Raw genomic sequence first — 20,136 nt, 5'->3', positions numbered from 1 at the left:
ATCGTTTCATCACACGGGGGACTTGAACCCCCTTTGGTTCCCGCCCATGATGGGCATACACAAGCCGGCACTGGGCAACCCGCTACCCGCCGCGAGTTCTAGCCGTCATGATTATTCAACTCTCAACCAACAGTCGAAGCCTCGGCCCCGGTCAGGGGGCCGGTGTCTTTTGACGCTCTGCAAGAAATGAAGAGCGTTCTAGCCATCGCCCTATTGCTGGCTTTCTCCCAATTCACTTTTGCTGATTCGTGGGTGCCTCAAACCCCGCAGACAGTAGCATCGCCTCAAGGCGAATTCCTACTCCGGGCAATTCCACCCAAGCGGTTGGACGACCAAGGCGAGAAATGGAGCAACATGCTCTTCATTGTGTATCAGCTGGATCAAGGGTCCCAAGGCTATCGGGAGATGAGGCGCTTCGAAGTCGAGGGAAGTCCTATTAGGTTTCTGATAAATGATCGTGGGGATCGGATCGTGACGTTGGATCAGCAATTCGGTATCGGGCAAGGCCCCAGAGTCGTCGTGGTATACGACGGCAAGGGAAATGAGCTAAAGAAGTGGGCATTGAAGGATTTTTACGACAAGAAGAAGATCAAAGATCTGACCGAGACTACTACCTCGGTGTTTTGGCGTGGAGATGCAGGCTGGATGTCGGATCAGAAGGGAGTATGGCTTTCGAAGCCGGTCCCGCCTTCCGGGAAGAATGCCGATTTGGATGACTATCTTCTCGATGTAAGGGGCCTCAAGATCTCCAAGCGGTCCAATCCAGACATCTTCAAAAAATAGGGCAGAACAAGCCGAGGCACCGAACCGGCGACAACGTCCTTCTTTGAATTCGAGCTTCCTGCCCGCCGGTCCGGTGCTCAATAACGTTCTGCTGAAATGCCGAGGTTCCGGCTCATATTCAAAGGTCGTGGATTCGTTGATGCGGCAGATTCTACTGGGCGTCAGATTATCGATGGCTTCGAAGCCATACTCGACGAAGTTGGGGAGTCCCGGGAGGAAGCCAGAGCGAACGGACGTGAGAGATTGATGGCGGATCCTCGAATACTGAATCTGATCAGCCAAACCAGTGGAATGGAACAAGGGGAAGACTCTTGGGCGATCGATTGCACAGAGGTTGTCAGATTGCGGATTTGGCTGTTTAGAAGACGTTTCCAAGAGGCGAAGATCGTTTGGCATTGGAGCCCGCCATATGAGGGTAATCGTGTTTACCCCTTGAGCCACCGGGCCGATGATCGTCGTGGCGCTGCGAGGTGAGGCTGTCCTTGGCGAACCGCCGGGGTTTTCCAATCGTCGCGGGAATTCCCACTCAATCTCCGCCGGGATTTTGTCTAAGGCTGGGTGATGAAAGAGCTGTTGGGGGTTGCCGCATTGATCGGGTTCATGCTCGTTTTCGTCGGGATGTGGGTCGGGGTCTGCCTGCTGATCTCCCGGATCGGCGGGTGGTCGACGGTTGCGGCCCGATATCCTGCAGATGCGGTGCCCGCAGGTGAGACGTTCCGGATGCAGTCCGCGAGCTTCGGGGGGGCGAACTACAGCAGCTGTCTGACGATCACGGCTTCACCCGCCGGTCTGCATCTGGAGGTGCTGGTTCCATTCCGGCCGGGGCACCGGCCGATCTTCCTGCCGGCCGCCGTGATCAAGCGGGCGAAGATTCGAAAGATCCTGTGGACCCGGATGGTGCAGTTCGAGGTGGGCGAGCCCTCGCTTGCGACGCTGACGGTGGGCAAGAAAGTCTTCGAGGCCCATCGACCCGTCCTGGATGGGACGTCCTGAATCCCCGGGCACGGGATCGGGCCACGGTGGGACCCTGATCCCCGGGCACGGGAGGGCGTGGAGGCTGACGCTCGAGGATTGACGGATCCCGCCGCAACGGATCGGCTACGCCGATGGTGGACATGATATCATGGTTGCGGCGAGGCGTCTTGCTGGGGCTGGTCCTCGGGGCGGCGGGTTGTGTGGTCTATGAGGATGAGGTGTATTATGCGCCGACCGGGCTGGACAAGGTGGAGAACTACGATGGCGGCATCCCGCCGTCGAAGGCCGACACGGCGGTGAAGAAACTGCCCGGGCTGAAGGATTTCTCGGTGAAGGGGTTCGTGGAAGAGGACGGCAGGGTGCTGGTGCGGGTTTTCGCCCTGCCGGAGAAGGGCAAGTCGACTGCGTTCCGCGACGACCTCGCGGTGATCCGCAGCGGGAAATTCCGGCAGGAGGTGCGCTTGGCCTGGAACAACACGCGGATCCCGCGGCCGTACACCGCGCCGGTCGACCAATTCTCCTATGCCGACTTGTATTTGCCGGCGTCGCTGCAGGACGTGGAGCGCTTCAGCGTGGAACTACCCGCCCATGAAAGCTCGCCGGAGCGGTTCCGCGTGGATTTCGAGAGGCAGCGAAGGCAGCGTTTGATCACGGTGCCGGTGCAGTAGGAGGCTCCCTTTCGCGGTCGCTGCCGTTCCTTGGAAGATGGGATTGTCGAGCGGGCGGGGCGGGGGCAGGGTGCGGCGGGACGGATGAAGAACGGAATGACGGCAGGGCGATGGATGGCGGGGGTTTTGCTGGCACTTGCAACGCCAGGCGGGGAGCTGCACGCCGGGGATCCGCTGAAGGTGACGCTGGATCCGGAGACGCGCTACCAGACGATGGATGGCTTCGGCGCGTCGGACGCGTGGCGCTGCCAGTTCGTCGGCAAGAACTGGCCGCTGGAGAAGCGGGAGCGGATCGCGCGGCTGCTTTTCAGCAAGGAAGTCGACGGGGACGGGAACCCGCAGGGGATCGGGCTGTCGATCTGGCGGTTTTACCTGAGCGCCGGGAGCGCGGAGCAGGGGCGGGACTCGGGCATCCGCAATGTGTGGCGGCGGGGGGAGTGCTTCCTGGACGGCGACGGCCGCTATGACTGGAGCAAGCTGGAGGGCCAGCAGTGGTTCCTGCGCCAGGCGCGGAAGCACGGGGTCGAGCGCTTCCTGGTCTTTCCGAATGCGCCGCCGGTGAGCCTGAGCAAGAACGGCAAGGCCTTCGCGACGAAGGGGGACCTTCATCTCAACCTCAAGCCGGGGGCGATGAACGCCTACGCGGACTACCTGGCGGAGGTGCTGGAGCATTTCGAGAAGGAGGGGATGCCCTTCGACGATGTCAGCCCGGTGAACGAGCCGCAGTGGAATTGGGACGAGGGCGACCAGGAAGGCACGCCGGCATTCAACGCGGAGATCGCGGAGCTGGTGAAGGCGCTGTCGGCGGCGATCGAGCGGCGCGGGCTGAAGACGGGGATCGTGGTGGGGGAGGCGGGGACGATCGGTCACGCGGCGCTGCGGATGGCCGAACTGGGCCAACCGAGCGACGGCCGCGACGACCTGGCGCGGGCCTTTTTCAGCCGGGACTCGCCGCTTTACCTGGGGAAGCTGCCGCGGGTCGAACCGATCCTGTCGGCGCACAGTTATCATTCGGTGTGGCCGGTGGACCAGCAGGTCGGGAACCGGCGGAGGGTGGCGGACGCGATGGCGGCGGTGGACCCGGCGCTGGGCTACTGGATGAGCGAGTATTGCATCCTGCAGGAGAACGGGGAGATCGGCGGGGGAGGCCGCCGCGACCTGGGGATGGACACGGCGCTCTACGTGGCGCGGATCATCCATCACGACCTGGCAATCACCCGGGCGCGGTCGTGGCAGTGGTGGACGGCGCTGAGCCAGGTCGACTACAAGGACGGGCTGATCTATCTGGACGACGGTTCCGACGGCACGACCGGCCGCATGGGGCCGCAGGTGGAGAGCCTGCAGCGGGACGGCGCGGTGAGGGAAAGCAAGCTGCTGTGGACGCTGGGCAATTACTCGCGCTTCGTCCGGCCCGGGATGGTGCGGGTGAAGTGCGAGATCGAGCCCGGCCAGTCGCCGGTGGACGGCGTGCTCGCCACCGCCTATCGGGCAGCCGACGGCGGCCGGGTGGTGGTGCTGGTGAACCTTTCCAGGGAGGAGCAGCGCTGCGATCTGGGGGGCGACGGCGAGGCCCGGACCTACACCACTTCCGCGGATGCCAACTTGAAGGCGGGCAAGGCCGCCGTGGCGGCGGTGCCACTGCCGGCGCGGGCGGTGGTGACGGTGTGCCTGGAGTAACTCTCATCCCCGGCGCCAGCGCCAGACCGGGCCGTCGTCGGGGAGCTCGAGCTGGCCCTCGCAGGTGAAGCCGAGGCGGGTGCAGATCTTCGCCGACGGGCCCTCGGCCGGTTCGGTGTGGGCGATGAGGACCGGTGCGGGCTCCTGGGCGGTGGCGAGCTCGACGAGGTGGCGGGCGATGCGGGTGCCATGGCCCTGGTGCTCGTAGGGCGGGAAGGTGAACCAGGCGAGTTCGACCTCGCCCTGCTCGTCGGGCGGGGACTTGAAGGCGCCGATGCCCACGGCCTGCTTGTCGGCGGTGAAGGCGAGATAGCCGGTCCAAGGCGGGGGATTGTCGTAGGCGAGGGTGGCTCGCAGGGCGTCCATCATGACCTCGGCAACGGCCTCGTAGTTGGTGCAGTCGAACTCGAGCTCGGGGGTGATGGGGAGGAAGGTGAGGGTGGCCATGGGATTCTCCTTACGGCGGGAAATCGCCGCGGTCATCGACAGTTTTCGTCACCCTTTCCCTCCGGACGGAGAATGGGGACCAGGATGGATGGGATGGATAGGATGGCTGTGCTTGGTGAAAAACCACAGATGCACGGGATGAACGGAGATGGATGGCAACCGGAGGGGCCTTTCCTAGAACAAGCTTCCGATCCCATCCATCCTGGTCCGGATTCAAAGGATCCCCGGTCCTGTCATCGCTTGAAAGCCGCTGGAAAATGAGGCGGTATGCAGCGGATGGATTGGAAAACCCGTTTGGGCTGGCTGCTGATGGCTGGCAGTGCCTTGGCCCAGGATGAGATGGCGCACGGCATGCCGGCGGCGGAGGCGGCGGGGCACATGAAGGTGCCGGCGGGCTTCGCGGTGGACCTGGTGGCCAGCGAGCCGGAGATCGTGCAGCCGATCGCGATGTGTTTCGACGCCCGCGGGCGGATCTGGCTGGCGGAAGGGATGACCTACCCGACGCGGGCGCCGGAGGGCGAGGGCAAGGACCGCATCCTGATCCTGGAGGACGCGGACGGCGACGGCAGCTTCGAGACTCGCAAGGTCTTCGCCGAGGGGTTGAACCTGGTGAGCGGGATCGAGACGGGCTTCGGCGGCGTCTACGTGGGCGCGGCCCCCTATTTCATGTTCCTGGCCGACAAGGACGGCGATGACAAGGCCGACGGAGCACCGGAAATCCTGCTCGACGGCTGGGGCTATCACGATACCCACGAGACGCTGAATTCCTTCATCTGGGGTCCGGACGGTTGGCTCTACGGCTGCCACGGGGTCTTCACCCACTCCCGGGTCGGCAAGCCGGGGACTCCGGACGAGCAGCGGGTGCCGATCAATGCCGGGATCTGGCGTTTTCACCCGGTGACGCGCCAGTTCGAGGTCTTCGCCTGGGGCACGTCGAATCCCTGGGGGCTCGACTTCAACGATCGCGGCGAGGCCTTCTGCGAGGCCTGCGTGATCCCGCACCTGTGGCACATCATTCCCGGCGGCTACTACCAGCGTCAGGCGGGCTCGCATTTCAATCCCCACATCTACGAGCCGCTGGAGACCATCGCGGATCACCGGCACTGGGTCGGCAATATCGGCGACCACGCGCACTGGGGGCATGAGAACGCGATCTCGAAGGGCGTGTCGGATGCCGGGGGCGGCCACGCCCACTGCGGCTTCGCGATGTGCCTGAGCGACTCCTTCCCGGCGGATTTCCGGGACAGCGCGCTGTTCTTCAATATCCACGGCCATCGCCTGAACCGCGACCTCGTGGAGCGGAAAGGCTCCGGCTGGACCGGCAAGCATGCCCCGGACGTGATGCTGTCGATGGACCAGTGGTTCCTCGGCGTGGCGATCGAGCCGGGCCCGGATGGGGCGCTGTATTTCACCGACTGGCACGATGACACCAGCTGTCACCGTCCCGACCCGCAGCGTTGGGATCGCAGCAACGGCCGGCTGTTCCGCCTGCGGCACGGCGACCTCAAGCCGTGGGCGGGTGACTTGACCAAGGCCGGCGACCTGGACCTGGCGAAGCTGCAGGCCGGCCGCGACGAGTGGCAGCTGCGGACCGCGCGGAGGCTTCTGCAAGAGCGCGTTGCCAGTGGTGCCAAGCTCGACCCGGCGGCGATCGCTTTCCTGGGGCACACGATGCGGAATCACCCCGACGAGACCCGGCGGCTGCGGGCGATGTGGTGCCTGGCGGTTTGCGGGGAACTCAAGGGCGGGCTCTTCGATGACCCGAGCGAGTGGCTCCGCGCCTGGTCGGTGCGGCTGGATCCCGCGGGCGCGGTCGCGCTCGCCGCCAAGGAGGAGTCGCCGGTGGTCCTGTTGTCGCTGTGCTCGGCCCTGCAGAAGTTGCCCGACGATGCCGCTTGGCAGGTGGCGGATGCCATTGCACCGAAAATGGTCGCCGACGATGCGAACCTCACGAAGTTGTTCTGGTTCGGCTTTGAGCGGCTGGTGCCCGGGAACGAGGAGCGGGCGGTGAAGATTGCGCATACCAGCCCGGACGGGCGCCTGTTGAACTGGACGGCCCGCCGGCTGGGCTCGGCGGATGCGCTGTTGACCGGCTACACGAACGGCGACCTGACCCGGGCGTCGTTGCTCGAGGCGCTGCGGGTGCGCATGGAGATCCGCCCGGACGAGCGGCTCGACGAACGTGGGATCAGCATGGTGTCGTCGTTCAAGGACGGCGCGGACCCGGCGATCGCGGCGAAGGTGGACGACCTGCTGACCCGCAACGGTGATCGCGAGGCGACCGGGAAGCTGTGGGCGACCCTGGAGGATCGCGGGGTCGCAGCGCCGCGGCGCAAGAAGGCGCTGAAGCTGCTGGCCCCGCACCTGAAGGACTCCGACCAAGGGCGCCTGGCTCGGCTGATGGACGATCCTGCCCTGCGCCTGCCCGTGCTCCTGGTCTGGCCGCGCTTGCTCGACGAGGGGGCGACCAAGGACCGGGTGGCGGGATTCACCCCGGAAGAAAAGACCGAAGTCAGCCGCTTGGCGGCGCGGGAAGGGAAGGTGGCCCTGCTGCTGGAATGGCTGGGTGCGAAGAAACTGCTCGACCGGGATGTCCCGCCGGACGCCGTGGCGAGCCTGAGGGAAGTACGAGATCCGTCGTTGCATAAGGAGATCGTCGCCCGCTGGGGCGAGCTTTCGGCGGATCAGGCCGGACGCCGGGCATTGATCGCCGGGTGGAAGGCGAAGCTGACGCCGGAGGTGCTCGCCAAGGCGGACACCGCGAACGGCAAGCTCATCTTCGGCCGGACCTGCGCGGCCTGCCACAAGCTCTTCGGCGAGGGCGGCGAGATCGGGCCCGAGTTGACCGGAGGTGAGCGCGGCAGCCTCGACCACTGGCTCGACAACATCATCGATCCGAACGCGCTGGTCGGGGTCGGCTACGAACTCCACCAGATCGAGAAGAAGGACGGCAGCACCGTCATCGGCATGCTGGCCGCGGAAAACGACGAGGAGCTGATCCTGCGCATGGTCGGGGTCGAGACGAAGGTGCCCAAGAGGGAGGTGAAGGAGAACAAGGCGCTCGGGAAATCGATGATGCCGGAAGGCATGATCAACGGGCTGTCGGACGACGAAGTGCGGGATTTGATCGGCTACCTGATGGGGCCGGGCAAGTGACGGGGTCCGGACGATGAAAGCTGTGAGGAGCATCACGGTCTGCCTGGCGGCGCTCGCGGTGCTGGGCGCCGCACCGGGACGCGCGGGTCAAACCGGGGTTTCGATCCGTGACGGAGCCTTCCTGATCAACGGCGAAGCGACCATGAAGGGACGCAGCTGGCGCGGCCATCCGGTCGAGGGCCTGCTGCCGAACGCCCGGATGGTGCAGGGCATCTTCGATGACATGAACCCGGCGACCCGCGGGCGTTGGGCGTATCCCGATACCGGCACGTGGGACCCGGAGCGGAACACCACGGAGTTCATCCGGGCGATGGCGGACTGGCGGCGGCACGGCTTGCTCGCCTTCACGCTGAACCTGCAGGGCGGATCGCCGCAGGGATACTCGAAAGAGCAGCCTTGGGAGAACTCGGCCTTCGATGCGGAGGGTGGCTTGCGGAAGCCCTATCTCGACCGTCTTGAGCGGGTGCTCGACGCCGCGGATGAGCTGGGGATGGTGGTCATCCTCGGCTATTTCTATTTCGGCCAGGACGAGCGGCTGAAGGACGAGGCGGCGGTGATCCGCGCGGTGGATGGCGCGACCGATTGGGTGATCGCCAAGGGCTACCGCCACGTGCTGGTGGAGATCAACAACGAGTGCAACGTCCGCTACGACCACGCGATCCTGAAGCCGCAGCGGGTGGATGAACTGATCAAGCGCGTGCAGGAGCGATCGGCGCGGGCGGGCCGGCGGCTGGCCGTGAGCACCTCCTACGGCGGCGGCACGGTGCCCGGTCCGAACGTGGTGGCCTGCGCGGATTTCCTGTTGCTGCACGGCAACGGCGTCGCGGGACCGGAGGCACTGCGGGCGCTGGTGAAGAAGACCCGGGAGGTGGAGGGTTACCGGGGACAACCGGTCGTCATCAACGAGGATGACCACTTCGACTTCGAAAAGGATTCGAACCACTTTACCGCGGCGACCGGGGCGGGCGCATCGTGGGGCTACTTCGACTACCGGATGAAGGGCGAGCCGTTCGAGGAAGGATACCAGAGCGTGCCGGTGGACTGGTCGACCGGCAGCGAGAGGAAGAAGGGCTTCTTCCGTCTGCTCTCGGAGATGAGCGGGGAAACTCCGTGACCTTCGCCAGCATTGTGCGGGCGAAGGTCGGGTCTTTCCAAGGAATCAAGGGGCGATCTCGATGGAGAAGAAGCCCTTGCTTTCGTAACCGGCCGGAACGGTGACCGTCTGGGGCGAGGTGGTCACGCCTTCCATGCCGGGCAGGATCGCGAACGGTGTGGCCAGATCCGGCGAGCCGAGCAGGTTGTAGCTGGTGTCGGCTTCGACCGACCATGATAGATCGACGCTGGTCACCTCTCCGGCACCGTTGCGCTGGACGTTGGAAACCTGGAGGCCGAACTCCGGCGGGGCGGGGATCGGCAGGGCGAAGGCCCCGATGCTGGATCCCCCGAAGCCGTCCTTGCTGAAGGTCTTGTTGCCGGGATTCGAGATGTAGTCGGCCAGGGTCTGGAAACCCTCCAGCACGCCGCCGCCGCTGGCCTGGAAGTAGTTGGCGCCGGGGATGTCGTTCGGGGAGGCCTGGGTGGTGGGGGCGTCCTCGTTGAAGTAGTAGAAGTTGAAACGATTGCCGCCGTAGGTCGAGGCGGTGACGGTGGCGTTGACATTGTTCACGAAGTCTTCGGCCGTTGCATACTCGCCGATGTCGCCGTCGATCAACGCGTCGCCTTCATAGACCACGTAGAAGCCGCCGGTGTTGCCGTCGTAGCTGATGCCGTGCACCGATCCCTGGGCACCGGTGCCGCCGTAGACGGCGAAGCCCGGTTCGCCGAAGTCGGGCACGATCGAGTTGGTGTCGGCCAGCCAGTCGGCCAGGGTCGGCCACTGGATGACATCGCCGAAGACATTGATGCCGTAAACGATGCCGGTGCTCGGGTCGGTGGTGAAACCCTGGAAGGTTCCATACGACGGCTGGCTCGCCTCGAGGAAGCCGGTGGCGGCACCGCCGGGGCCGGTGACCGGAATGTCGCCGGTGTTGATGCCGGTAAAGCCCCGGATGTCGCCGTTGCCCTGGACGAAGTAGACGTAGCGGGGCGGGGTGACCGGTGCTTCCGGGGCGTCGCCGGTGACGGTGACCGAGAAATCTTCGTAGGTGGCGGGACCGGTCAGCTGGGCGATGTCGTAGATGAAGTGGCGGGATGTCGTGGCAAACCCAAAGGTGCCGCTATCCGCCGGCGTGGGCGAACCGTTGAGGTAGATGGCGTAGGTGGAGTGGCCGATGAGGGTGGTATCGACGTCCTCGATGACGATTCTCAGGCTAACAGGCTCACCGTAGGGCAGACCGGAGGCGATCGCCTGGTTGATCGCCACACCGTCGGGGTTCGAGTTGGCGCCGACGCGCTTGAAGATCTGGGCGCCCGCGGAATTGGCGTCGGCCTGGAGTTGAAGCGACAGCGGGCAGTTGTTGACGTTGTCATTGGTCGACGCGCCGAGGATGAAGGAGAACCGGCGGTTGGCGGTGTCGACCGAATCGTTGTCCAGGGTGACCAGGATCTCGTAGGTCTTGCCGACGAGATAGCTGCCGAAGTCGAAGCCGGTGCTGGAATCCGTGGAGAGCTGGACGGCACCGACTCCGCCCAGGGCGGCGATCCGGAACCGGTTGTCGGCGATGTCGAAGGCGGAGGGGTCCTTGCCGGTCCCGGACTGGTAGTAGCTGAGGGTGAAGTCGGTCGCAGCCTGCCCGGTGAGCCGGGTGGCGACCTCGGTGTTCACCCCGTCGGGGCCGAAGCCGGTGGCGACGGAACTGTCGCCGGTGATGTTGAAGTCGTCTGCGATGATGAGCTGTCCCTGGGCGAGGCCGGTGGACAACGCGATGGCCAGAATGGTGTTGGGTTTCATGACATGGGGAGGAAGCTGGCTTGGTCGCTTCCTTCCCATCGGCATGTCCAAACGGCTGGAAACGTTCGCCGGAAAAACTTTCAACGCCCGGTTGCGAAATTCCGCGAACGTTTCCACGCTCCCTGACATACCACCGGTGACAGACGTGTTTCCCGAATCTCCAACCAAGGCCAGCGACCCCTCTTCCGGGGACTTCGTCTGCCAGTTGATCGACCTGCAACCGCAGCTGCGGTCATTCGTCGGTCACCTGATGCCTTTTCCCGATGCCCGGGCGGACATCGTGCAGGAGGTCAACATGCTGCTCTGGGAGAAGCGGGAGGACTTCGAGGAGGGGACCAACTTCCGAACCTGGGCCTACACTTTCGCCCGTTTCGTGACGATGAACCACCAGAAGCGGGCGCGGCGCGAGAAGCGGCTCGTGTTCAACGACGAGCTGCTGGAGTCGCTGGCGGACGAGTTCGAGGAGAGCGATCCGCTCATTGCCGAACGGATGCCGGCCCTCAAGTCCTGCCTCGGCAAAGTACCGGCGGACGAACGTCACTTGCTGCTGGAACGCTATGCCGAACATGGGGCGGTCGAACGCGAGTCGCGGGACAGCGGCCGCAGCGCCGCCGCCCTGCGCGGGATGTTGTTCCGCCTGCGGATCGCGCTGCGGCGCTGCATCGAGCGCGAGATGAAAATCAACCCCGCTCCCGGATCATGACACGGCTCCGCTTCGAGCAACTGGTGCAGGGCCTGATCGACGGCTCGTGCAGTGAGGAAGAGTTCGAGCTGCTTCAGGAAGAGCTTTCGGGTTCGGCGGAGAAGCGCCGCTTGCTCCGTGAGGCCTTTCTGGTCCACGAGATGCTGGCGGTCGAGGCGACCTTGAACTCGCCGGTGGCGGTGTCGCGCAAGGTGGTCCCGGTCGAGGCCTTCCTGCGCAAACAACGGCAACGGACGCTGCGGGTGGCGATGGTGGCCGCCGCGGCCGTGGTGCTGCTGACCGCGGTGGTCCTGCAGTTCATCCACGCCGACACCCGGGTGCCGGCCCTGCGCTTTTCCGCGGCACCGAACAGCAAGTTCACCGTCAGCCACCGCAAGGCGGGGGATGCACCCGAAAACGAGCTCAAGCCCGGGTCGGAGGTGGACCTGCTGGAGGGCACGCTCGAGCTGAAGTTTTCCAACGGCGTGCGTTCGATCGTCCAGGCACCGGCGAAGTTCGTGCTGCACGATGCGATGAAGCTCGGCATGGACCACGGCATTGCCCGCTTCGAGGTGCCGGGCGGGGCGCACGGGTTCACCGTCATGACGCCGAGTTTGAACGTCGTCGATCTCGGCACCGAGTTCGGCATCGTCGAGCGGCCGGAGCGGATGCCGCAGGTCCACGTCTTCAAGGGGCGGGTCCAAGTGACCGCCCGCCAAGGGCTGCGCGCCAGCCGCATTCTCAATGCCGGGGTCTCGGTGGCGGCAACGATCGCCGGCAAGCTGGAGACGATTCCCAGCGACAGCTCGTTGTTCTTCCGGGAACTGCCACCCGGCCTGCCTTACTTGCATTTCCCGTTCGAGCGCGACGACACCGGCAAGCTGGTGATCGAGGGCTATCATCCTGCGCTTGAATCCACCGTGGCCAGGGTGCGCTCGGGTGGACCCGGATGGGTGGACGGGGTGAAGGGCAAGGCGGCCCATTTCTCCGGCAAGGCGACGCCGATCGAGACCAACTGGAACGGGATCGAGGGCGACGCCCCGCGGACGATCTCCGCCTGGATCCGGCAACCGAAAGACCTGCCGTTCCGGCCTTACCAGACCATCGTCGCCTGGGGTGACCCGACCATCGGGATGGCGGGGAAATGCGAGTTGCTGCTGTTCCGGCCGAAGGCCGGCGAGCGGACCGTGCTGCGGCTGTCCTTCGACCAGTTCCTGTTTTCCGGCAGCACCGACCTGGCCGACGGCGAGTGGCATCACGTCGCCGCGGTTTGTCACGGGACCCAGAAGGTGCAGGGCAACCCGATCGTCGATCTCTATGTCGACGGGAAGCTGGAAATCATCGATCCCGGCCAGTCCAACACCAATGCCGACACCGTGCGTGGCGCCCATACCCGGGTCGGCGTCCGCAGTGCCACGCCGCTGGTGATCGGCTACACCGAGCGCCCGCAACGCGGCCGTGGTTTCCGCGGTGACATCGACGAGGTGATGGTGTTCGAGGCCGCGCTGGGGCCCGACCGGGTGAAGGAACTCGCGATCCGTCCCTGAGCGGAGCGAAGCGGCGGCGGACGGGCGAATCTCCGAACGTTTCGGGACGGTGCGGACATGCATCCCGCGAAACCCGCGCCTCACCAGGCGATCCGTCCGACGTCATGAAGAAACCCATCGCCGCCCTGTTCCTCGCCGCCCTCGTGCCGCTGGCCCCCGCCGCGCAACCGAACATCCTGTTCATCTTCATCGACGACATCGGTTGGGGCGACATGTCGTGTTACGGCAGCCCGGTGAAGGACAAGTCGAACGTGCCGATCACCCCGAACCTCGACCAGCTCGCGGCCGAGGGGATCCGCTTCACCGACGGCTACGTCGCCTCGCCGATCTGTTCGCCGTCGCGGGTCGGCGTGCTCACCGGGATGAACCCGGCCCGCCACGCGATCTACAGCTTCCTCAACAACAAGGCAGCGAACGCGTCGCGGAACATGAACGATTGGCTGCAGCCGGACACGACGACCTCGGCCCGTTTGTTCCGCGACCACGGCTACATGACCGGCCAGTTCGGCAAGTGGCACATGGGCGGCGGCCGCGACGTGAACAACGCCCCGTTCCCGCAGGAGTATGGCTTCCAGTCGTCGCTTGTCTCCTTCGAGGGCATGGGCGACCGCGTGCTTTACAACGGCGACGGGCTGTCGAACCAGAATGCCGACGTGCCGGGCACCATCACCTGGACCGACTGGCAGAACGGCGCCGACCTCCACACCGACGCGGCGATCGCTTTCATCAACGCCGCCCACGCGGCGGGCAAGCCGTTCTACGTCCACGTTCCCTACAACGACACCCACTCGCCGTACAACGTCGATCCCGGGCATGAGAACGATTTCGACCACATCGCCAGCGTGGCGACGAACACCACCGGCAAGAACTTCCTCGAGGAACTCAACGAACTCGACAAGGAGATCGGCCGCCTCATCGATACCATCGACAACCTGGGCATCTCCGGTGAGACGCTGATCGTGGTGGTTGGCGACAACGGCGCGCCGGACGACAACATCAACGCCCTGCTCAATCGCAACGGCGGCCTGCGCGGCGGCAAGGGCGCGCTTTCGGAAGGCGGTATCCGCGAGCCCTTCTTGATCCGCATGCCCGGCACCGTGCCGGCCGGGGTGGTGAACTCGACCACCGCGGTGTCGACTCTCGACCTGCTGCCGACCTACTGCGCGCTGGCGGGGATCCCCTTGCCGGCCGCGCCCTTCGCGGGGGAGAACATGAGCGATGTCTTCACCGGTTCCAGCCGCGCCCGCCAGCGGCCGCTGTTCTGGGAGTATGGCACCGTGTCGGCGCTCTCAAGTCCCGCGCCGAAGCTGGCGATCCGGGAGGGTAACCTGAAGTTCATGCGCGATCCCGACGGCGGCCGCCGCGAGTTCTTCGACCTGTCCAGCGACCGGAACGAGACCACCAACCTGGTCGCGAACCCGGCCCATGCCGCCACCGTGGCCGCGATGGAGGCGAAACTGGTGCGTTGGTATGAAGAGGTTGTGCTCGGCGAGGTCGGCGAGACCTATGTCTGCGATCCGCCGAGTGGACCGGAAGTGCTGATTTCCGATAGCTACGACCTGCCCGGCGGGTCCTCGGCGGGCAGCGGCTTCGGCAGCGGGACGGGCGTGAACGAGGGGGTGGCCTCGCGCCAGGGCGGCGCGCTCGCCGGGGCTTTGGGCTATGTCCAGACCGACAGCAACAAGGCCGCTTCCGCCCACTCGATCTCGGGTAACCGCCTGACTGTCGCCAAGGCCGCGGGTTCCACCGCGTTCCAGCTTTCCGATGACGGCACGGGGCCGCGGGACTTCGGCAACGAGCTCCGCGGCCGCCGCTATGAATGGCGGGTGAGCCTGGACCTCGATGACACCGACATCAGCGCGGCGCGGATGACGCTTGGGATCTCGGATACGGCTCTGCCCGCGGGCGGGGTCAACGGGCATGACCTCGGGATCCAGCTCGATCTGGTCACGGGGAACACGGTCTCAGTCTTCAAGCGGATCAGCGCCGCATCCCACTCGGGAACCGGCGGTATCAATGCCAGCATCCGCACCGGGCTGCCGGCGGGCGAGCCGGTCGATGTGCGGGTGGTAATGGATGACAGCACCGACTACACGGGGTTCAACACCAGCTACGAGGTCTTCATCAACGGAACCTCGGCCGATACCGGCAACATCAGCTTTGCCGGCGACTCGCGCTACCTGGTCTTCGACACCGCGCCGAACACCGGCCCCTCGAGCTACGAGAACTTCGCGATCGAAACGCTGGACGTCGGGCCGGAGCGCCTCTGCCGGATTCCCGAGGTGGGCATCTCCGAATTTACCCCGGCCGCGGTGTCCGGCGTGGAGAAGGTGAGGCTCTATTGGACGACGCAGCCGGGACAAACGGTGGAGCCGGTGATCTCGTCGGATTTGAACTCGTGGCAGCCCTTGCTGGATGGCGGCGTGCCGGTTCAGGTCGGAACCGAACATGGCACCATCCGCTGGTTCGAGGCGACCATTCCCGCGGAGTTCAAGGAGCGGTCGTTCATCCAGCTGCAAACGGTGGACTGATCGATCAGATCTTCTTCAGCACGCCGGTCGAGTCGCCGAAGCGCTTTTCCTTCACGCCCATCTCCTCCAGCATGCGGAGGTAGAGGTTCGCCATCGGCACGTTCTCGCCGAGATCGACATGGCGGCCGGGCTTGAAGGCACCACCGCCGTGACCGGCGACGACGATCGGAAGGTCGTCGTGATTGTGGCGGTCGCCGTCGGAGATGCAGCCGCCGTAAACGATCATCGAGTTGTGGAGCAGGCTCTTGCCATCGACGTCCTCGGTGGCCTTGAGCTTATCGAGGAAGTAGGCGAGCTGCTCCATGTAGAAGCGGTCGATCTTGGCGATCTTCTCGAGGTTGTCGCGGTTCCGCTGGTGGTGGGAGATGTTGTGGTGGCCGTCGGAGACGCCGATCTCGTTGAAGGACCGGTTGCTGCCGTCGTGCGCCATGAGGAAGGTGGAGATGCGGGTCGAGTCGGTTTTGAAAGCGAGCACCATCATGTCCATCATCAGCCGCATGTGCTCCTGGTAGGAGCCCGGCCGGTCGGTCGGTGCGGGCACGCCCGGGTCGGCGGGCAGGCCCATCGCCTCGGTCTTCTCGATCTGCTTCTCGATCTCTCTGACGCCGGTCAGATACTCGTCCAGCTTGTGCTGGTCGGTGCGGCCGAGGCGGCGGTGCAGGGCCTGGGCGTCGTGCTGGATGAAGTCGAGCATCGACTTCTTCGCGGCGTATCGGCGGCCGAGGCTGTCGGCGCGCTCTTTCGCGCTACCGGCACCGAAAAGCCGCTCGAAGACCGCGCGGGGGTTCGACTCCGGCGTCATCGGCTGGTTCTCCGAGCGCCAGGAAAGGTTGAACTGGTAGGCGCAGGAATAGCCGGAATCGCAGGCGCCGGACTTGCGGACGCCGTCGGTGGAAAGCTCGAGCGAGGGCAGGCGGGTCTGGCTGCCGATGGCATTGGCGGCGACCTGGTCGATCGAGATGCCGAGGTTGATGTCGGATCCGGCGGTCTTACGGGCGCGGCAGCTGGTCAGGTAGGTGGCGACGCCGCGGGCGTGGTCGCCAGGGCCGTCACCGCCGGCCGCGGCGAACTGCTGCTCGAAGCCGGTGAAGATCTGGAAGTCCTCGCGGTGCTTCTCCATCGGCGCGAAGGTCTTGCCCATCTTGTAGCCGGAGGTGGTGCCGTTCGGCCGCCAATGCTCCACGTTCACGCCGTTCGGAATGTAGAGGTAGGCCATCCGCAACGGGGCCCCGCTGGCGGTGGTGGCGAGCGCGCGGCCGGCCTCGGCGGCCATCAAGGGCCGGAACGACTCCAGGGCGGGCAGGCTGATCGCAGCACCGAGACCACGGAGGAAGCCGCGGCGGTTGAGCATTCCGGGAGTGTTCATGATTCGAGGAGAGAGCGTTGAGGGTTGTAATACAAGAGGAAAGGGGCCGGGCTGTCAGTCGTCACCGCGGCGCTTTTGGAACGGCGCGCTTTCGACGATGCCGTAGATCAGCTCGCGCATCTTGCCGTCGTTCTTCTCGAGGCGTTCGACGAGCTGATCGATGGTGGTCGCGTCGTAGTACTCGACGCCGCGGCCGATGGCGAAGGTGAGGAGCTTCTCGGAGAGGCAGCGGTAGAAATCGCCGCGGCGCTTGTCGGCGAGGATCACCTTCAACTCGGCGACATTGGAGAATTTCTCGCCGGTGACCAGCTCGCCGCCGGTGTCGATGCTCTTGCCATGCTCGTCGGTGCGGAAGCGGCCGAGGGCATCGAAGTTTTCCATGCCGAGCCCGATCGGGTCCATACGGGCGTGGCAGCCGCGGCAATCCGGCTTCTTGCGGTGGATTTCCATCTTCTCGCGCATCGTCATGCTGGCGCCGATCTTGCCGGCTTCCTCGAGCTCCGGGACGTTCGGCGGAGCCGGCGGGGCAGGGGTGCCGAGCAGGTTGTCGAGCACGAACAGGCCGCGCTTGACCGGCGAGGTGCGGGTCGGGTTGGAGGTCACCATCAGTACCGTGCCCTGGGTCAGGAGCCCGCCGCGCTCGGGGTGCTCGGTCAGGTCGACGGGCTGGAATTCCTCCCCCTCGACGCCAGAGATGCCGTAGAACCGGGCCAGCCTGCCGTTGAGGAAGCTGTATCGCGCGGAGATGAGTTCTTCCGCCGGGCGGTCCTTGCGGAGGATGAAGTCGAACAGCATCTCGGTCTCCTTCCGCATGTCGGAGCGGAGGCGCACGTCGAAGGCGCGGGCGGCCTCGCGGTTGGTTTCGAGGCCGAGGATGTCCTTGGCGCTGACCGGCACCGACTCGACGTCGCGGGCCTGCAGCCACTGGCCGGTGAAGTTCTTCACCAGCCGCTCCGAGCGCGGGTCGGCGAGCATGCGGTCGATCTGCTGGTGCAGGTTCGCGCGCAGCTTGGTGTTGAAGGCGAGGCTGAGCAGCTCGTCGTCGGGTACCGAGTTCCACAGGAAGAACGACAGCCGCGCGGCCAGCGAGTATTCGTCGAGGCGCACGATTTTGCCCGGGTTGTTCGGCTCCGGCTGGATCTCGACGCGGAACAGGAAGCGGGGCGAGGCGAGGCAGGTGGCGATCGCCTGCTTGAGGCCGTCCTCGAATTCCTTGCCGGGCTGGCGGTCGACTTCGTTCACGATGTCGACCAGCCGGTCGATGGTCGGATTGTCGATCGGCTTGCGGAAGGCGCGGCTGACGAAGCTGCGCATGATCTTGCGGGCATAGCGGTCGCGGGCAGCGGGATCCTCCGGTGCGGGTCCGTCGACGAAGATCATCTGGTAGCCCTTGGAATACTCTCGCTGCTCGCCGCCGAGCGGTCCCTGGACGATGACGCGCTGGAGCGTGAGGTTGAGTTCCTCCTCGCCGGCGGCCGGTTCACGGGAGGGGCTGAGTTTCACCTCGAAGACCTGCTTGCCCTTCTTCAACGGCACCTTGCCGGTCAACTGGATGGTCCGCCGCTGGTCCCAGCCGAGCGACTCCTCGCCGACCTTCTTGCCGCCGGCGCTGACTTCCATCAGGGCTTCGTGGATGGTCGCCTCGTTGGCACCCTTGATGGCGTATTCCAAGGTGACCTGGTAGTCGCCGTCCCACTTGATTTCCTGGCTGGTCCGCACCTCGCCTTTTTTCGCGAAGGGCATCCACAGGCCGGTGGACTTGGGATCGCCGGAGTTCTTGAAGTCCTTGCCCTCGATGTCGATCCGCGGGACCTGGGCAGCGGCGCCTTCGGGCAGGGCAAGCGCGACCACCTCGTCGGCGGCGGCGATGTATTTCTCCATCAGCAGCGGCGAGATCGAGAGCACGTCGCCGATGTTGTCGAAGCCGTAGCCGGTGTCGTCGGGCGGGAAGACCTCCTTGGTGTCGTATTCCACGCCGAGCAGGTCGTAGACGGCGTTCTGGTACTCGTTCCGGTTGAGCCGGCGGATGGTCACTCGGCCGGGATCGGGATTGTCGGGGTCGAGCTTGAAGACGTTGCTCTCGATCCACGCGAGCAGCTTCTTCTTCTGCTCGACCGACAGCTGGTCCTCGTCGGACGGCGGCATGATCTGGCTGCGGACGTTCTGCCACACCGGCATCCAGTGCTTGCGGTCGTCAAGATGGGCGGAGAGGTCCTGGTACTCGTCCATCGAGAACTTGCCCTTCGAGATGCCTTCGCCATGGCAGGAAAAGCAGGTGTCCTCGAGAATCGGCAGGATCTCGTCCTTGTAGGTCTCTTCGGGACCGGCGGCCGCGATGGCGATCATGCCGCAAGTCGCGGCGAAGCTGGTGAATCGAAAGTCAGGCATTCCGGGAAGGGGTCACTCGGCGGGCATTTCGGCGGCGGGGGTGTCCGGGTAACCGGCCCACAACCACTCGAGGGCGGCGGGCAGGGTCTGGGCGGTCACCTTGCCGTCGGTGTGGCCGGCGTTCTTGCTGAACACATAGCGGTAGGCGTAGCCCTTTTCTTTCAAGGCGGCGGCCATGCGCTCGTTGGCCATCACCCAGTTGTGCAGCGAGGCCTCGTCCTTGTCCCAGCCGTTGTCCTTCTCGCTGACCTGCAGCCAGACGCGGATCGGCTTGGGCTTCGACTTCGGGATGATGTTCTCGTGATACTCCCAGGCGCCGTGCGGCGAGCGGCGGTTGAAGGGAGATTGCTGGTTCACGTAGGTGCCGGAGTAGGTGAGCACGCGGCGGTAGAGGTCCGGCTCGAACCACGCCATGGTGAATGCGGCCGCGCCACCGGAACTGCCGCCCATGGTCGCGCGGGCCTCCGGGTCGCGGGTGAATTTCAGGCCGAATTCCTTCTCGACCGCGGGGAGCGCCTCCTTCTCGATGAACTTGGCGTATTCGTCCGAGACTGTGTCGTATTCCAGCCCGCGCTGGCTGCCCTGGGCGTCGCCGCCGCCGGAATCGATCATGATGGCGACCATCGGGGGTACGCGTTTTTCCGCGATCAGGTTGTCGAGGACCTTCGGCAGCACCCATTTGTAGCCGAGTCCGTCCTGGGCGATGATGAACGGCGCGGGCTTCTTGCGGTCGAGTTGTTCGGGGATGTAGACGGCGACCTTGCGTTCGTAGGGCACCTTGCCCTTCTGGTTTTTCGCGATGCCCTTGTAGATCCGGCTGTCCTTGGAGTGCATGGTGAACTCCTTGATTTCGCCCTTCGGCACGCCGGATTTTACCTGCAACTCCGGGGCGTCGTGGTAGTCGGGGCCGATGACGAAATCGGTTTCCGCGACAAGCGGAACCAAGGCGCCCCAGGCGAGGAACAGCAGGGTGAAACGGGTTTTCATGCAGGGCGGGAATCTCGGTGGCAGCCGTCCCGGGGTCAA

Annotated in this window: 14 protein-coding genes; 9 read left to right on the top strand and 5 right to left on the bottom strand. The window is 65.2% G+C overall.

Annotated elements, in window-relative coordinates; genetic code table 11:
* Positions 1 to 186 precede the first annotated feature (186 nt).
* The 4 genes from IG178_RS18610 (at position 187) to IG178_RS18595 (ending at position 4,103) form a co-directional block, all read left to right on the top strand.
* Positions 187 to 783, top strand: coding sequence for a hypothetical protein (locus IG178_RS18610; RefSeq protein ID WP_193214080.1), 597 nt, complete (start codon positions 187 to 189; stop codon positions 781 to 783).
* A gap of 561 nt (positions 784 to 1,344) precedes the next feature.
* Positions 1,345 to 1,776, top strand: a complete 432-nt coding sequence (locus tag IG178_RS18605) for a hypothetical protein (RefSeq protein WP_193214079.1) — start codon at positions 1,345 to 1,347, stop codon at positions 1,774 to 1,776.
* Positions 1,777 to 1,898: 122 nt separating this feature from the next.
* A complete protein-coding gene (locus IG178_RS18600; protein ID WP_193214078.1) occupies positions 1,899 to 2,426 on the top strand; it encodes a hypothetical protein in 528 nt (175 codons plus the stop codon).
* 96 nt (positions 2,427 to 2,522) lie between these two features.
* A complete protein-coding gene (locus tag IG178_RS18595; RefSeq protein WP_193214077.1) occupies positions 2,523 to 4,103 on the top strand; it encodes a glycoside hydrolase in 1,581 nt (526 codons plus the stop codon).
* 3 nt (positions 4,104 to 4,106) lie between these two features.
* On the opposite strand, the gene IG178_RS18590 is transcribed toward IG178_RS18595, so the two are convergent.
* Positions 4,107 to 4,550, bottom strand: a complete 444-nt coding sequence (locus IG178_RS18590; RefSeq protein WP_193214076.1) for a GNAT family N-acetyltransferase — start codon at positions 4,548 to 4,550, stop codon at positions 4,107 to 4,109.
* A gap of 276 nt (positions 4,551 to 4,826) precedes the next feature.
* Between IG178_RS18590 and IG178_RS18585 the strand changes: the two genes are divergently transcribed.
* Together IG178_RS18585 and IG178_RS18580 are read left to right on the top strand one after the other, a co-directional pair.
* The gene (locus IG178_RS18585; RefSeq protein WP_193214075.1) at positions 4,827 to 7,706 is read left to right on the top strand and encodes a PVC-type heme-binding CxxCH protein; all 2,880 of its coding nucleotides are present in this window, start codon (positions 4,827 to 4,829) and stop codon (positions 7,704 to 7,706) included.
* 13 nt (positions 7,707 to 7,719) lie between these two features.
* Entirely contained in the window at positions 7,720 to 8,820 is a 1,101-nt protein-coding gene (locus tag IG178_RS18580) for a hypothetical protein (RefSeq protein ID WP_193214074.1), read from the top strand.
* 45 nt (positions 8,821 to 8,865) lie between these two features.
* On the opposite strand, the gene IG178_RS18575 is transcribed toward IG178_RS18580, so the two are convergent.
* Positions 8,866 to 10,596: a hypothetical protein gene (locus tag IG178_RS18575; RefSeq protein WP_193214073.1), complete on the bottom strand. Its 1,731-nt coding sequence runs from the start codon at positions 10,594 to 10,596 to the stop codon at positions 8,866 to 8,868.
* Between the two features lie 145 nt (positions 10,597 to 10,741).
* Between IG178_RS18575 and IG178_RS18570 the strand changes: the two genes are divergently transcribed.
* The 3 genes from IG178_RS18570 (at position 10,742) to IG178_RS18560 (ending at position 15,356) form a co-directional block, all read left to right on the top strand.
* The gene (locus IG178_RS18570) at positions 10,742 to 11,299 is read left to right on the top strand and encodes a sigma-70 family RNA polymerase sigma factor (protein ID WP_343226013.1); all 558 of its coding nucleotides are present in this window, start codon (positions 10,742 to 10,744) and stop codon (positions 11,297 to 11,299) included.
* Positions 11,296 to 12,825 (top strand): LamG-like jellyroll fold domain-containing protein, encoded by a 1,530-nt coding sequence (locus IG178_RS18565; RefSeq protein WP_193214071.1) that lies wholly within the window; start codon positions 11,296 to 11,298, stop codon positions 12,823 to 12,825. Before IG178_RS18570 ends, IG178_RS18565 begins: the two co-directional genes overlap by 4 nt.
* Before the next feature lie 104 nt (positions 12,826 to 12,929).
* Positions 12,930 to 15,356: a sulfatase family protein gene (locus IG178_RS18560; protein ID WP_193214070.1), complete on the top strand. Its 2,427-nt coding sequence runs from the start codon at positions 12,930 to 12,932 to the stop codon at positions 15,354 to 15,356.
* 4 nt (positions 15,357 to 15,360) lie between these two features.
* Here IG178_RS18560 and IG178_RS18555 read toward each other — a convergent pair whose 3' ends face one another.
* From IG178_RS18555 to IG178_RS18545, 3 genes are read right to left on the bottom strand one after another with little or no spacing between them, the layout of a single operon-like run.
* Positions 15,361 to 16,722, bottom strand: coding sequence for a DUF1552 domain-containing protein (locus IG178_RS18555; RefSeq protein WP_193214069.1), 1,362 nt, complete (start codon positions 16,720 to 16,722; stop codon positions 15,361 to 15,363).
* 54 nt (positions 16,723 to 16,776) lie between these two features.
* Complete coding sequence (locus tag IG178_RS18550) at positions 16,777 to 19,110, bottom strand: DUF1592 domain-containing protein (protein WP_226895566.1); 2,334 nt, start codon at positions 19,108 to 19,110, stop codon at positions 16,777 to 16,779.
* Between the two features lie 12 nt (positions 19,111 to 19,122).
* Positions 19,123 to 20,097, bottom strand: coding sequence for an alpha/beta hydrolase (locus IG178_RS18545; protein WP_193214068.1), 975 nt, complete (start codon positions 20,095 to 20,097; stop codon positions 19,123 to 19,125).
* Between the last annotated feature and the right edge of the window lie 39 nt (positions 20,098 to 20,136).

Source organism: Neoluteolibacter marinus (genome assembly GCF_014904755.1).
Taxonomy (GTDB): Bacteria; Verrucomicrobiota; Verrucomicrobiia; order Verrucomicrobiales; family Akkermansiaceae; genus Haloferula; species Haloferula marina.
This window is presented reverse-complemented; position numbering and strand designations above follow the sequence as displayed.